Origin of the sequence: Plesiomonas sp. PI-19 (assembly GCF_021368255.1) — a bacterium.
Lineage (GTDB): Bacteria > Pseudomonadota > Gammaproteobacteria > Enterobacterales > CAMTGL01 > Plesiomonas > Plesiomonas shigelloides.
In genome coordinates this window covers 1,856,265-1,870,116 of sequence record NZ_JAJNMQ010000001.1, presented here as the reverse complement: position 1 = coordinate 1,870,116, position 13,852 = coordinate 1,856,265, and the positions used below count along the sequence as shown (strand labels likewise).

General features: G+C 54.2%; 12 protein-coding genes. 2 read left to right on the top strand and 10 right to left on the bottom strand.

Features of this window, described 5'->3' with window-relative positions; translation table 11 throughout:
- Window positions 1-225: 225 nt before the first annotated feature.
- The 5 genes from LQ901_RS08450 to copA all read right to left on the bottom strand — a co-directional run bounded on the left by LQ901_RS08450 (window position 226) and on the right by copA (window position 7,566).
- Entirely contained in the window at window positions 226-1,992 is a 1,767-nt protein-coding gene (locus tag LQ901_RS08450) for a DEAD/DEAH box helicase (RefSeq protein WP_233672137.1), read from the bottom strand.
- A gap of 351 nt (window positions 1,993-2,343) precedes the next feature.
- Window positions 2,344-2,586, bottom strand: a complete 243-nt coding sequence (locus LQ901_RS08445) for a YecH family metal-binding protein (RefSeq protein ID WP_010862012.1) — start codon at window positions 2,584-2,586, stop codon at window positions 2,344-2,346.
- Between the two features lie 251 nt (window positions 2,587-2,837).
- Window positions 2,838-3,674 (bottom strand): TraB/GumN family protein, encoded by an 837-nt coding sequence (locus tag LQ901_RS08440; RefSeq protein WP_010862011.1) that lies wholly within the window; start codon window positions 3,672-3,674, stop codon window positions 2,838-2,840.
- A 292-nt stretch (window positions 3,675-3,966) separates the two neighbouring features.
- Window positions 3,967-4,413: a DUF411 domain-containing protein gene (locus LQ901_RS08435; protein WP_064977490.1), complete on the bottom strand. Its 447-nt coding sequence runs from the start codon at window positions 4,411-4,413 to the stop codon at window positions 3,967-3,969.
- 36 nt (window positions 4,414-4,449) lie between these two features.
- Window positions 4,450-7,566: a copper-exporting P-type ATPase CopA gene (copA, locus tag LQ901_RS08430; RefSeq protein ID WP_152137174.1), complete on the bottom strand. Its 3,117-nt coding sequence runs from the start codon at window positions 7,564-7,566 to the stop codon at window positions 4,450-4,452.
- Window positions 7,567-7,679: 113 nt separating this feature from the next.
- Between copA and cueR the strand changes: the two genes are divergently transcribed.
- Window positions 7,680-8,123: a Cu(I)-responsive transcriptional regulator gene (gene cueR, locus LQ901_RS08425; protein WP_064977492.1), complete on the top strand. Its 444-nt coding sequence runs from the start codon at window positions 7,680-7,682 to the stop codon at window positions 8,121-8,123.
- Window positions 8,124-8,282: 159 nt separating this feature from the next.
- On the opposite strand, the gene LQ901_RS08420 is transcribed toward cueR, so the two are convergent.
- Window positions 8,283-9,305, bottom strand: a complete 1,023-nt coding sequence (locus LQ901_RS08420; RefSeq protein WP_052021456.1) for a TDT family transporter — start codon at window positions 9,303-9,305, stop codon at window positions 8,283-8,285.
- A 103-nt stretch (window positions 9,306-9,408) separates the two neighbouring features.
- On the opposite strand from LQ901_RS08420, the gene LQ901_RS08415 reads away from it, so the two are divergent.
- Entirely contained in the window at window positions 9,409-10,344 is a 936-nt protein-coding gene (locus tag LQ901_RS08415; RefSeq protein WP_152109116.1) for a LysR substrate-binding domain-containing protein, read from the top strand.
- A gap of 98 nt (window positions 10,345-10,442) precedes the next feature.
- Here the strand turns inward: LQ901_RS08415 and LQ901_RS08410 are convergent, their stop codons facing one another.
- The 4 genes from LQ901_RS08410 to folX form a co-directional block, all read right to left on the bottom strand.
- A complete protein-coding gene (locus tag LQ901_RS08410) occupies window positions 10,443-11,297 on the bottom strand; it encodes a co-chaperone YbbN (protein WP_047706977.1) in 855 nt (284 codons plus the stop codon).
- Window positions 11,298-11,371: 74 nt separating this feature from the next.
- On the bottom strand, window positions 11,372-12,235 hold the full coding sequence (locus LQ901_RS08405; RefSeq protein ID WP_152135947.1) for an SDR family oxidoreductase: 864 nt from the start codon (window positions 12,233-12,235) through the stop codon (window positions 11,372-11,374).
- Between the two features lie 72 nt (window positions 12,236-12,307).
- Complete coding sequence (locus tag LQ901_RS08400) at window positions 12,308-13,213, bottom strand: TIGR01777 family oxidoreductase (protein ID WP_084977831.1); 906 nt, start codon at window positions 13,211-13,213, stop codon at window positions 12,308-12,310.
- A gap of 19 nt (window positions 13,214-13,232) precedes the next feature.
- Window positions 13,233-13,634 carry a dihydroneopterin triphosphate 2'-epimerase gene (gene folX, locus LQ901_RS08395; RefSeq protein WP_084977832.1) on the bottom strand — a complete coding sequence of 134 codons (402 nt, stop codon included), beginning with the start codon at window positions 13,632-13,634 and terminating at the stop codon, window positions 13,233-13,235.
- Between the last annotated feature and the right edge of the window lie 218 nt (window positions 13,635-13,852).

Genomic DNA, 13,852 nt, shown 5'->3' with positions numbered 1-13,852 from the left:
GGTTAGTTAAAGGCTTAACGCAGGCGACCCAGCATTAAACCCGAGTAAAACGAGGGCGGATTTTACCGAAATTATACCCTGACCGCAAATTGAATCTGTCAGTTAGCGCCTTGTTCTAGCAGCGTTGTGGCGCTGACGCAACACGAGAGCGGACATTTTGCCCAGAAACTGCCTAAAAACGATCCTTATTGATCCTTGCGCATGATCTTGATGATCGTCTTGTGTTTAACCACGCAGCTCATGGGCTTTGCGAAAGCGTCCTTGGTAGTCGAAGATTTTGTCGCGGATCTTCAGGTATTTTCCCTGCTGGCGCGCGACCACAAAGTCGGGATGCCGCAGCAACTCTTGTTGCTTTAAGATATCGTCGGCATTTTGCCACGCCAACGGCACGCCTGGCGCGCGCTGATGTTGACGCAGGAAGTGCAGGGTAAACACGTGCCGCTGTGCGCTGGTGCTCAGATAGAAGCGTTCTTTGACATCTGCGCCGTCTTCATCGAAATAGGTGATATCCAGCCATTCGCCTTTACTGTCTTGGCCACTTGCTAGGTGCATGCCTCCGCAGCGCAGTACCAGCGCATCGCGCAGGTTCAAGGCGGCTTTTAACATATCGTCTGGGTCAACCAATACCTGATCGCATTGCTGACAGCGGCGCGCGGCAATGTCGTTTTCTGCGCCGCAGTGCGGACAGCTTTTAAAGCGAAAACGGTAGTCGCACTGTTCGCGAGCGCCATCGTCGTCTTCAAACCACCCCTGACAGCGGCGACCAAAGTGCTCAATGACCTGACCGGCGCTGTCTGTTTTGCCCCAAAATTGGTTGGCAAAACCACAGGCGGGGCAAAAAACCTGTACCGGCTGGCTGTCAGAGGCCGGTTTGTGGCTTCCTACTTCGGGGGTGTACAGATCGTGCGGGTTGCCGGCGTAGTCTAAAATGAGGCAATCGGCTTTATCGGGGGCAAGGCGCAGGCCGCGACCGACAATTTGTTGGTACAAACTCACCGATTCGGTCGGGCGCAAAATGGCAATCAGATCCACATGTGGCGCATCAAAGCCGGTAGTCAGTACTGACACGTTCACCAGATAGCGCAGAGTTTGCGCTTTAAACGCCTGAATCAGCTGATCGCGCTCGATGCCCGGCGTATCGCCGGTGATCAGCGCCGCTTCACCGGCAGGGAGTAGGCCGTAGATCTCTTTGGCATGCTCCACGGTGGCGGCAAAAATCATTACTCCGCGCCGTTCGGCAGCATATTCCATCACCTGCGCAATGATATGCGGGGTGATCCGCTTTTGCTGGCGCAGACTGTCATTGAGTTCGCGTTCGGAAAATAAGCCGTTTTGGTTCGGTTGCAGCTTGCTAAAATCGTACTGCACAACAGGCATATCGAGGCGATGCGGCGGCGTCAGGTAGTGGTTCTTAATCATGTAGCGCAGCGGCAGTTCGTAAATACAATCACGAAACAAGCATTCGGCGCTGCTATCGGCACGGGTCATGCCGTGGTAGTGGTAGCGGTAAATCCATCCTTTGCCCAGTCGATAGGGGGTGGCAGTGAGGCCGAGGATCCGCAGCTGAGGCTGGTGGCGGCGTAAGTGGTCGATCACTTGCCGATATTGTGAGTCTTCACTATCGCCTACGCGGTGGCATTCATCAATGATCAGCAGGGAAAAGGCATCGTTGAAGGCTTCTAAGTTGCGAGCGACCGATTGCACGCTGCCGAATACCACCTTGCCATCACTCTGTTTGGCATTCAGTCCGGCGGCAAACAAATCGGCATCCAATCCGTAGGCGCAATATTTGGCGTGGTTTTGCTCTACCAATTCTTTCACGTGAGCCAGTACTAACACCCGTCCACGCGCTTTACGTGCCAGCTCCGCAATCACCAGACTTTTTCCGGCACCGGTGGGTAGCACAATCACCGCAGGCGCATCGTGGTGGCGAAAGTGGGTAATCACAGCCTGTACGGCTTCGGTCTGATAGGGGCGGAGAGTAAAAGCCATGGAGTCGGTAGCCAAATCTCATCAATAACGCAGACTGGCAGTATACCAGCGGTATCGGCGATCCGGTATGGCATGGCCTGGTTTTTTATCCAGTGGCGATCGGTAGTGACCAGTAGCGGCCAGTCGTGAATAGGGCGGCTCCGGTGTAGCGTGGCTCAATTACGTTTGCGAGTGATTACTCCAGCATCAGAACAATGAAGGGCAATGAAAAGAAATCAGCAGGGATCAGAAATGCAAAGCACATCGCGGGGGATATATTGATTTGAACGGCGCGACAGTTTTAACGGGTTAATACTGTCACGCGGTTCGATTAGAGGCTTGGGTTGCTATGAGAACCCAAATCGTCGTCTTTTAGTGACGGCAAATTTTGTCTTCCGACGTGCAAAAACCGTCGCCGGCAGGAATGAATTTCCCTTTGCGCTCTAAAAACTCGACCAGCTCTGCCGCTGTCATGTTTTCTGCCGAGCAGGTATGAAAACGGGTTTCGGCACCGAATTTTTGTTCAATGGCCGCAATCAACGAGGCTTTGGTAAACGGGGTGCTGGCTTGCAGCATCATGTGCATGACTTCATGACCGTGAACTGATGCGCTCATGGGGATCTCCGTTGCAGTAATGGGATAGGTTCAAGATAAGTGGTTATCCTAGCATAAAAGATGTATTAATTATCTATGTTATTGAGTACGGATTTCGCAGAAGGCTAGGTTTTCGAAAATTAGGATCCAGAAAGCCTGCTTGTAGAAAGCTAGGATGCAGCAAATGAGGCGGTAAAAAGAGAAAATGCCGTCGTCGCAAGCGCGCGTTGACGGCACAGAGATTGAACACACAAAAACTGTGGTAACCGGATCTAGATGAGTTTGGCCGCCGACGTGGATGCCGTAGTGGTGGACTGCTGCAGTAACTGCGGCAGGTTATCTTTACCAATTAAGTGCAGCGCACCGACCACCACCATATAACGACCTGGCGGCATGTCTTTAAGTTTATCGGCCCATTTCTGATTACGCTCTGCCAGCAGTGGGCTGTGCAGGCCATCGGCTAAGTCAGGCACATTGTCCAAGCTCGGAACGGTTTTATCGGTACTGACCCACAACGATTCCACTTGCTTCAAGGTGACCGCGGTGTTGTCCCATTCCTCTAAGGTTTCGACCAGCAGCGGCATCCCATCATCTTCCAGCGTTTCCAGTATATTCATCTGGGTCTGGGAGCCTTCCAGTTCAATGATAGGCAGCGCGCGTTGGCGTGCGTGCTGCAGAATTTGGTAATCGACACCGTATTCGGCGCTCATCCCCAGTTTTTGTGCTTGCATGGCTTGCAAGGTGAGCGCCGCTTGCCATGGATGCAAACTGTTCAGTAACGGCACAGAAAGCCCCGTTTCATGGGCATATTTTTCCAGTAGCGCAAACTGCTCGGTATTCAGACGGGCAGACAGCGGTTGAGTTGGTGGCGCGATTGGCGCCAGTGGTTCAGAGGCCGTAATATCGGCTTCGACAATCAGGGCATCGACCTGATCCAGACGTTCGAGCAGCGAGGCCGGCAGTGTTGCCAAGCGATCGCTAGCCATATGGATGCTGCCGACCAGCTCCAGATCAACATCATCCATGCGGACATCCACCGCGGGATAAGCTTGTGCCAGCGGAGAGATTAATCCCAGCCACAGGGCGAGCCTGCTAAAAAGTTTTTTCATAACCTGCTCCGTAACGACAGACAGCGCGTACCGTCGGCTTAGCGGCAGTGAGAGATGCAGAGTGTCGCCAGTGGTGACCGGTGAGTGGGCTCGGGCACTGAACGTGTCTTTCATCTTTCACTCCCATTCTCTTACTACTAAGAGTAAGTATTTATAGTGGGTACCTATAGTAAGAAAATGGGGCCGGCAGAAAGTTCCTGCAAGCCCCGTAATGAAAATTGTTTCTCTTTACTGCGATTTTACTGTGATACCGCAGTGTTATCGGCGGTGATGGCGTAGCACGCTATCCACATCAGGCACCGTTGTGGCGGCTAAACGCGGTTCGATTGCCTGTCGCATCAAAGGTCACGACCGTGTACGGATCGCGGCGATCGCCTTGCTCCATACCTGGGCTACCCACCGGCATCCCCGGGGTGCTGATGCCGCTAATCGCCGGTTTTTCTTTGAGCAGGCGCGCAACATCTGAGGCTGGGACATGCCCCTCAATCGCGTAATCGCCCACAATGGCGGTGTGGCAAGACATCAGCTCTGGGGTAATGTGGTGTTTTTGTTTCAGCTGATACAGGGCGTTGTCATCCAACATCACCGTAGTGACTTCATAGCCTGCCTGTTGCATGTGCTTGGCCCATTCTGAGCAGCAGCCGCAAGACGGCGATTTGTACATGGTGATGCCGGTGGTCGCGGCGAAGCCGGAAGCGGAGACTAGCCCCAGTGCCGCGGCAAATAACGCTCGTTTCATCATGACTCCTTTAAGTAATGGTTCCTGTGTTACGGTTTACTGGTCACCGACGTTTGACTTGAGATCAGCCTCTGCCGGTGAATTTTCGGGGGTAAAGCGCAATAACCGGTTAGCGTTAGAAACCACGGTGATCGATGACAGTGCCATCGCACCACCGGCGACAATCGGATTAAGCAATACACCCAAGAACGGATACAAAATCCCTGCGGCAATCGGAATACCCAGGCTGTTGTAGACAAAAGCACCAAACAGGTTTTGTTTCATATTGCGCATCACTGCGCGTGACAGCTCCATGGCATCGGCAACACCGTGCAAACTATGACGCATCAAGGTCATGGCCGCGGTTTCGATAGCCACATCACTCCCGCCACCCATGGCAATCCCAACATCCGCTTGAGCAAGCGCTGGGGCATCGTTGATGCCATCGCCAATCATGGCGACCACGTGGCCTTGCTGTTGCAGCTCAGTGATGGCGGCCGCTTTACCGTCAGGCAGTACGCCAGCAATTACCTGATCGATCCCTGCTTCTTTGGCGATAGCATTGGCAGTGATAGGGTTATCACCGGTCAGCATCACCAAACGGAAACCGTCGTGGTGCAGGCGTTGCAAGGCGCTGATACTGTCGGCCCGCAGCGGATCGCGAATTTCCAGCAGGGCAATCAGCTGTTGCTCACGCGCCAGCAGAACCGGCGTGACACCACGGGACGCTGCTTGTTCTAGCTGTGCTTGAACGGCGCTGGTATCAATGCCGTTTTGCATCATCAGTGCCATGTTACCGAGTAGCAGTCGCTGCCCATCGGCGCGCGCTTCCACGCCAAGGCCGCGCAGGGTGCGAAACTCGGTCACAGCAGGCAGGGTTAAGCCTTGCGCTTTTTGCAGTACCGCCAGCGCCAGCGGGTGACTGGAGCCTTGCTCTAATGCGCCAGCCCATTGCAGCACCTGCTGCTCATCGGCATCGGCCAGACAGGTAACGGCAGTGACTTGTGGACGCCCTTCGGTCAAGGTGCCGGTTTTGTCGAACACCAAGGTATTGACCTTGCTGGCTTGTTGCAGCGCATCGGCATCGCGGATCAGCACGCCGAATTCAGCGGCGCGACCAACACCAGAGATAATCGACATCGGGGTCGCCAGACCCAGCGCACACGGGCAAGCAATGATCAGCACGGTGGTGGCGACAGACAGCGCATAGGCGATTTGCGGCTGCGGCCCCACGAAATACCAAATCAAGCCACTGACGATCGCAATCGCGACCACCACGGGAACGAATACCGCCGAGATTCGATCGGCAATGCGACCTATTTCCGGCTTACTGCTCTGGGCATTACGCACCAGATGGATAATGCGCGACAGGGTGGTCTGGCTACCGACCGCTTTAGCGGTAAACAGCAGGCTGCCGTCTTGCACCAGCGTGCCGGCATGTACGGTATCGCCATGCTGTTTTTGCTGCGGGATTGGCTCGCCGGTCAGCATGGCTTCATCCAACCAAGCTTCGCCGCTGCTGACTTCCCCGTCGACCGGAACCCGATCGCCCGTAGTCAGACGCAGTACCATCCCTGTTTGAACCTCGGCCAGCGGCATGACTTGCTCGCTGCCATCGGCGTGTACCACGCGGGCGGTAGGCGGCGTCAGATCCAGCAAACGTTCCAGCGCGGCAGAAGAGCGTGAGCGCGCTTTTTGCTCCAGCGCATGCCCGACGTTAATCAGACCGATGATCATGGTGCTGGCTTCGAAATAGAGATGCCGCGCTTCAGGCGGGAACCATTGTGGCCATAAGGTCACCACCATCGAGTACAGCCATGCCACACCGGTGCCGAGCGCCACTAAGGTATCCATCGTCGCCGAGCCATTTTTCAATGCGCGCCATGCGCTGACATAAAAATGGCGACCGGTAAGGATCATCACCAGCAGCGTCAAGCTACCCAGCCAGGTCCACAGGGTCTGGTTATCGGCGGTGATCATCATGTTGTCGCCGATCATGCCCCAGATCATCAGCGGGACACCGGTTCCCAATGCGACGATGGATTGCCAGGTTAAGCGTTTGAGGTTAGCCGCAGCGGCCTTTTGCTGTTTCTCGCGGCGCAGCGCTTCGTCTACCACCACTTCGGCTTGATAGCCGGCATCTGACACGGCCTGTACCAGCGCCTGTGGCTGCGGATGCCCCATCACTAACGCAGTTCGCTCGGCCAGATTCACCCGTGCTTGCTGTACACCCGGTACTGCCTGCAGGGAGTTTTGTACTTTGGTGACACAACTGGCACAACTGAGCCCGGTGAGCATCAATTGGATGGCATCGTCATCGGCGGCGTGATTAACGCTCGCCGCAGTGGGTGCGGCGGCACTCTCCGGTTCAACCTGCTCCTCGGTTGGCGCAGGTATAGTTGACTGGATGGCGGCTGAAGGCTCAGCGACAGGGCATGCCTGCATCGCCTCAGCCACTTCTTGAGTCACCGGAGCACGCACAGTTTCTACGCCCTCCGGATCAGGCTTTTTTACTGTGCTCTCCGCTGTCGCATCGGCCAGTTGGGCGTGATAACCCGCCGCTTCGACCGCCGCAATCAGCGCCGCGCTATCGGCAGTGCCGTCGACTTCGGCGCGGGTTTTACTCACGCGTGCATCGGTGACGCCGCTGACTGCCAGTAACGCAGTGCGCGTTGCTTGTTCGCAGCTTTCACACGCCAGTCCGCTGAGTGCCAATACCGTAACGGGCGCGCTGATTTGTGCGGTTTCAGTGTTAGTTTCCGTTTGGGCGGCAGATTTCGCTACCTGCGCTTGATAACCGGCCGCGGTGACGGCGGCAATCAGCGCATCGGCTGACGCGCTACCGAAAATTCGTGCGGAAGTTTTATCGACCTCGGCGCTGACGACACCGCTGACCGCTTCCAGCGCGGCTTGGGTTTTGGCCACGCAGCTGCCGCAGGCCAGGCCATTTAAAGACAAAATCAGATCGGGTTTGTTCGCAGTCATTGCTTGATACCCCAGTGCGTTAATTTGTTGGATGAGTTCGTCCACGGGGGCGTCACCGGTCACCTTGGCATACTGCGGGGTGGCGGTCACGTCGGTTACATTTGACAGCGTCAACAGGGTGTTTTTCACTTTGTTGGCGCAACCCATGCACTTTAAGCCCTCAAGGGCTAGCAAAACGGTCGTTGGCATGTGATGCATTCCTTTTTCTGGTTACGCAATTGAATTACTGTAGAGTTACGATAAAGGTTACAGCAAGGGGAAGGTCAAGCAGATCTTTCAAGCGTTAATTTAGGTAAATAAGCATGAATATCAGCGACGTGGCAAAACAGACCGGATTGACGGCAAAAACTCTGCGTTTTTATGAAGATAAAGGGCTGGTGATGCCGATGCGGCAAGACAACGGCTATCGCTTTTATAACGCTAAACATGTCGAGGAGCTGACGTTATTGCGTCAAGCGCGTCAGGTCGGCTTTACGCTGGAAGAGTGTGCCGAGCTGCTGGCGCTGTTTCGCAATCCGGCGCGGCACAGTGCCGATGTGAAAGCCAAGACCGAGCAGAAAATTGCCCAACTGGAACAGCAAATTGCCGATTTGCAGCAGATGCGCACGACCTTGCATGCGTTGGTGGATGCGTGTCCGGGCAACGAAGAGGCCGATTGCCCCATTATTTCCGGATTAAGTGGCGCTTGCCATGCCGCCGCCCCGCATGTCGAGACGGCCTGTAAAAAAGCGCATCCGGCTAAATAACATCCTACATAACATCACCGTTTCGAGCCGGTTTCGGGCATTTTCATTGTTAGTGGGAATTGATGGTAAACCGCAGGCATAAAAAAACCTCCCGCGGGAGGTTTTTTGTTGGTGTCTGTTTTGCGCTTTCTGTCTCAATGTCGACAGAGATTAAGTCACTTAACCGGCTTTGTGGGCAACCACAGACTCTTTTTTCTGGATATTGTTGTTGCCAGCATCGTTATTCTGCGCAGTGCCACGTGGCAGGTAGTTCCACAGATAACGAACTGCGACATAACCGATGATGATACTGGCCACAATCAGCTCAAGGTTAGCCAGTTGATGCACTTGGTTGACATAGTATGGGTCAATGTTCCAGTGACGCATCAGGTTAGTCAGTTTAAACAGCGCGGTTGCACCAATGGCCATCGGGAAGGTGAAGGCCGCATAACCTGGGCTAAATGGCAGACGCAGCAGATGGAAGAATGCCAAGTAAATCAGGAATGTCATCAGTACCGCGATACCAAACAGCAGCGCCACAATCACCGGAGACGGATTTGACATCACGGTCAGGTAACCGGCCAGAGACAGACTTGCTGGTGCGGCCATGATAGCGATGGTTGGCTTAGAGCCATCCGGCACGTTGTGAGTAAAGATAAAGCGATACAGCATCATTGGCAGCATCACGGCGTAGCACAGCATACCGAAGTTTTGCAGATACTGAGCCACTTCACGCAGTACTGGATTGTTCGGTACAGATACCGCCGCCACGATGATCCCGATTGGCGGTACGAACCAGCTTGGCACCATGTGATGCAAGGAAAAATCACGAGCACGATGCACGGTAAACACGGCCAAGAAGATCAGGTGTAATACCACCGCGCCAATCCACAGCGCAGAGCCGATAGCCGGTGAATAGTGATCGACAGTCGCTGAAACCACCATGGTGCCCATCGCAAAGGTTGGCGCTACGCTACCTACCACTGGGTGAGCTAGATCATCTAACAGCAGCTGTGGATGCAAAATAAATTTGAACGCTACCATACAAAGCAGCGCACCACCGATGATAGCGCCGATTAACTGTGCGTTTCCGTGGAAAGATCCAAAGTTTTCCCAACACCAAAAAATACTTGCAATACCCAGAGCCAATCCCGCCATGGGGGTAGGAACTTTACCAATCTTTCTATGCACTGACTTAATCATGGGTGCCTCAAACAGTCTTATTTCAATGTCAGCTATCATAACTATTTTTGTTAAGTCATAATATTTGAATAAATTAAATACATCGTTCAGAAAGGTTGAATGTATGAGTCTGACCCTCAAACAACTCAGGGTATTCAGCGCAATCGCGTTGCACGGAAACATGACGCAGGCCTCAGAAATGTTGTTCCTGACCAAACCAGCCCTGAGCATGGCGCTGCAAGAGCTGGAAAAGCAGCTAGGACAGCGTCTGTTTGACCGCGTCAACAATCGCCTGCATCTGAACAGCCAAGGGCGTCGTTTGTTGCCGATGGCCGATGAGCTGCTGCAGCGCGCGCACCAGATAGAACAAACCTTTCAGCAAGACACCGAACTCAGTGGCAGCCTGCATATCGGTGCTAGCAACACCATCGGCAATTACATGTTGCCGCAAATGCTGGGGGCGTTTATCGAGCAGCATCCAGAATGTACGCCGCACATCACTATCGATAACACCCATGATTTGGCCGGTAAGCTCACCAGCTTTGAGTTGGATATGATCTTGGTGGAAGGCAATCTGCACGATCCGCAGCTGATTTTGCATGACTGGCAACAAGATGAGATGTGGCTGGTGGCGTCACCGCAGCATCCATTAGCGCAGCGTTATCTGGCGACCGGCACCTTGACGCTACTGGATTTTGAAGACCAGTATTGGATTGTGCGTGAACAAGGCTCAGGCTCACGTGAGCACTTTAATACCGCAATTGCGCCACATCTGGATGCGTGGCATTTACGCTTGGAGCTCAATCAAAGCGAAGCGATTTTGGGTGCCTGCCGCGCTGGATTGGGTATCGGCTATATGCCAGCGGTTGCGGTGGAGACTGATTTGAAATTAGGGACGTTGTGCCGTTTGCCTCTGCCGTTGCCGACCCGCCGTCAGCTGCGCACCGCAATCCACAAGGAAAAATACTTGTCGCCTTTGCTGCGTTGCTTCCACGAGTTTTGCATGGCGTGGCCGCATACCGTCGCTGAATCGGCGCAATCGGCATCACCTCAAAGCTAATCTTGCCGCTCAGTGCGTTGCCGACCTGTATTATTGGTAGGCTATCAACAAAAACACCGCCAGTTGGCGGTGTTTTACTCTTGGTTTAATGCCGCAGTTTAATACAGCAGCGAATACAGCTGACGACGGTACTGGCCAGCCAGCGGATCGCCATTGCCTAGCGCCGCAATAATGTCGGTCAAGGTTTTACGGGCACCACCATTAGCAGCGCCTAAATCACGACGCAGGAATCCCATCAGCAGCGACAGCGCTTCTTCGTTACGCCCCACTTGATGCCACTGCAGCGCCAGTTTCACCGCCAGTTCGGCATTGTCCGGCTCTTGTTGCATGGCCTGTTGCAGTTGCTGAATTTCCGGCGTATCGGCAGCTTGACGCGCCAGCTCGATTTGCGCGGTCAGACCTTGCCAGCGGCTATCGCGATCTTGCAGTGGGATCTGATTGAGCAGCCCTTCGGCATCATCCATTTTATTCAGCACAATATAGGTTTCTGCCAGCAGCAGCGCAATGTCACTGGCATTGCCAGAGAGCTCCAGCGCCTCTTTCAGCACTGGCACCGCTTCTTGATGCTTGCCTTCGCCGAGCAGTTGGATGGCTTGCTCCAGCTTCAGCTCATCTTGCTGTGGCAGGATTTGCAGCAGTTTTTCGCGAATTTCGCTTTCTGGGATCGCGCCTTGGAAACCGTCTACCGGTTCGCCATTTTTGAACATATACACGGTAGGCAAACTGCGAATACCAAACTGGCTGGCGACGGCCGGTTGCTGATCGCAATCGACTTTGGCCAGAATAAACTGCCCTTGGTACTCATGCGCCAGCTTTTCCAGAATGGGCATCAAACTCTTGCAGTGTGAACACCACTCCGCCCAGAAATCAAACACGACCGGTGTGTGCTGCGCGCGCTCTAAAATGTCGCGCAGGTTGGCATCGGTAACGTCAATAATATAGTTGTTTTCCATGATAAGCCTCGGTCTAGGGTCCGGCGGATATGCTCCTGATATGGGGATGTGCGCCGGTAAGTTCAAGGGGCGTCCTAATCTCCGCGCGCTAGTAGCGCATCTAACCAACGTACCGGCAGCACACGGCGTAAGATGCTGAACACGGTAGTCGGCGTAGTCAGCGGATAGCGTGCTTTCGGGCGTGGGCTTTCCAGCGCATGGCGTACCAGCGGTACCACCGATTCAGCGGGTAGGGTAAAGCGATTGCTGATGCCAGCCTTAGACAGCCGTGCAATCTGCTGCTGATAGGCCACCTGATGGACGCTGTCATTCAGTGCAATATTGCGCTCAAATGCGGCCAGCGCGTTAGGGCGAAATCGCGTTGCCACAGGGCCGGGCTCAATCAAACTGACATGAATCCCACTGCCGCGCAGCTCAAGGCGTAAGGTGTCGGTTAGCCCTTCGAGGGCAAATTTGCTGGCGTTGTACGCGCCGCGATACTTCATGGCCACCAAACCCAGAATCGAGCTATTTTGGATGATGCGGCCATAACCTTGGCGACGCATGACCGGCAACACGGCACAGGTCAGCTCATGCCAGCCGAACAGGTTGGTTTCAAATTGCTCACGCAGGGCCGCGCGCGGTAAATCTTCCACTGCGCCGGGCTGGCCATACGCGCCGTTGTTAAATAGGGCATACAGGGTGCCGCCGGTGTGCGCCAGCGTGTCAGCCACGGCGCGCGCGATGCTGTCGCTATCACGCAAATCCAGCTGGACGCAAAACAGCCCTTCCCCTTGTAAGCGGGCAACATCCGCCGGATCGCGACAGCTGGCAATCACGTTATAACCGGCGCGGTGCAAGGCCACCGCCGTTTCATAGCCCATCCCCGATGAGCAACCGGTGATCAGAATAGAGTGGTTATCGATGGGTGTCGTGGATGGCGTATCAGTGCTGTGCATAACGGTTTTCTGTCTATGAAAAAATCGGCGCCCGTGCAAAGACGGGCGGGGTCACGCAGGTGGTTAATCGGATTAATTGGGCTGCGCTTTGAGTAAGCTGGCCAACGCCTCGTGTAAATCGGTATAGCGAAAATGGAAACCGGCTTTATTCAGGCGCGTCGGCAGCGCTTTTTGGCCGGTTAACACGAGGCTGGCCGATTCGCCCATGGTCATCTCTAATGCCATCGCCGGTACTTTCATAAAATGCGGTTTATCCAGCACCTCGGCCAGTGCGGCACTGAAATCATAGTTGCGCGCAGGATAGGGGGCCGTCATGTTAAATGGCCCTTGCAGCGTCGGGTTTTCTAGCAAAAAGACAATCGCAGCGACCATATCATCGATGTGGATCCACGGCATATATTGCAAGCCGCTACCCAGTGGCCCGCCGAGGCCTAACCGATAGGCCGGCAGCATTTTGGCTAATGCTCCGCCTTGGGTCGACAGCACAATGCCGGTGCGCATCAGGCACACCCGCGTTTGTGGGCTTTGCGCTTGCAGCGCTAATGCCTCCCAACGTGCGCACAATGCGTGAGTAAACTCCTCGTGCGGTGGGTCATCTTCCTCGACGCACACTTCCCCCTGACGGCCATAAAAACCGACTGCCGAGCCAGATAAAAAGGTGTGCGGCGGCGCCTCACTCGCGTTAATCAGCTGACTGAGTTTTTCGGTTAAATCCCAACGGCTGTGACAGAGCAGCTGTTTGCGCTCCTCGGTCCAGCGTTTGTCGGCAATCGGCTCACCGGCCAAATTGATGACCGCATCAATACCATCGAGTGACGTCCGATCACCGAGCGAATTCCAGAACACCATGTTGCTGCCTAATACCGATCGGGCACGATCGGTGTCACGGGTCAGAATGGTCAGTTGATGATGCTCTTTAAGAACCCGAGTTAGGGCTCGGCCAATCAGGCCGGTAGCGCCGGTGATCAGAATGTTCATGGTAAAGCGCCTCCGGGAGTTATTCCTTACGGTAGCTCAGGGTCAAGGATACAGAATCGGCATAGCGCAGTGCGTGCGGCTTATCCACTTCCGCGCTGGCAAACGTGACCCACTCATGGCTGCTGGCGATGTCCAGAATGTCTTTGGTCAGGCGCTCGAGCAGCAAGAAACGGTTATTCTCTACGTGCGCAATAATGGCTTTGGTGATGGTGCGATAGTTCAGCGCGTCGGCCACATTATCGCTCAAGCTGGCTTGCGATGCGGGATAGTGAATCTCCACATTGATCACCACATCCTGCGTGTTTTTCATCTCTTCTTCATTAAAGCCGATGTAAGTGCGCAGGCGCAGGTTCTTGATACGGATCACCGCATCGGTGGATTTCTCAGACAGGGATTGTTCTTGCGTTGATTTTCCTTGCATAGCGTCGTTTTCCTATTTTTATCGTACTGGTTTTACTCTTTACCGAGCTTATTATTGTATTTTCCGGCCATTATCTATGGCTTGAACCAAGGTGCAAAGACGCCCGTTTCAGGTTGGGTCAGTGTAAAAAAGTACGCTTTTTATGTTAATGCGCTTCTTGAACAGTATGGCAGAATATGGCGATGAATTAGGTTACATACTGATCAAAAAGCAATTTA

Excerpts from the sequence above, each read along its gene's own strand:
- LQ901_RS08405 (WP_152135947.1), bottom strand. The coding sequence starts at position 12,235 with ATGCACAGCACTGATACGCCATCCACGACACCCATCGATAACCACTCT.
- LQ901_RS08450 (WP_233672137.1), bottom strand. The coding sequence starts at position 1,992 with ATGGCTTTTACTCTCCGCCCCTATCAGACCGAAGCCGTACAGGCTGTG.
- folX (WP_084977832.1), bottom strand. The coding sequence starts at position 13,634 with ATGCAAGGAAAATCAACGCAAGAACAATCCCTGTCTGAGAAATCCACC.
- LQ901_RS08435 (WP_064977490.1), bottom strand. The coding sequence starts at position 4,413 with ATGAAACGAGCGTTATTTGCCGCGGCACTGGGGCTAGTCTCCGCTTCC.
- copA (WP_152137174.1), bottom strand. The coding sequence starts at position 7,566 with ATGCCAACGACCGTTTTGCTAGCCCTTGAGGGCTTAAAGTGCATGGGT.
- cueR (WP_064977492.1), top strand. The coding sequence starts at position 7,680 with ATGAATATCAGCGACGTGGCAAAACAGACCGGATTGACGGCAAAAACT.
- LQ901_RS08400 (WP_084977831.1), bottom strand. The coding sequence starts at position 13,213 with ATGAACATTCTGATCACCGGCGCTACCGGCCTGATTGGCCGAGCCCTA.
- LQ901_RS08415 (WP_152109116.1), top strand. The coding sequence starts at position 9,409 with ATGAGTCTGACCCTCAAACAACTCAGGGTATTCAGCGCAATCGCGTTG.
- LQ901_RS08410 (WP_047706977.1), bottom strand. The coding sequence starts at position 11,297 with ATGGAAAACAACTATATTATTGACGTTACCGATGCCAACCTGCGCGAC.
- LQ901_RS08420 (WP_052021456.1), bottom strand. The coding sequence starts at position 9,305 with ATGATTAAGTCAGTGCATAGAAAGATTGGTAAAGTTCCTACCCCCATG.
- LQ901_RS08440 (WP_010862011.1), bottom strand. The coding sequence starts at position 3,674 with ATGAAAAAACTTTTTAGCAGGCTCGCCCTGTGGCTGGGATTAATCTCT.
- LQ901_RS08445 (WP_010862012.1), bottom strand. The coding sequence starts at position 2,586 with ATGAGCGCATCAGTTCACGGTCATGAAGTCATGCACATGATGCTGCAA.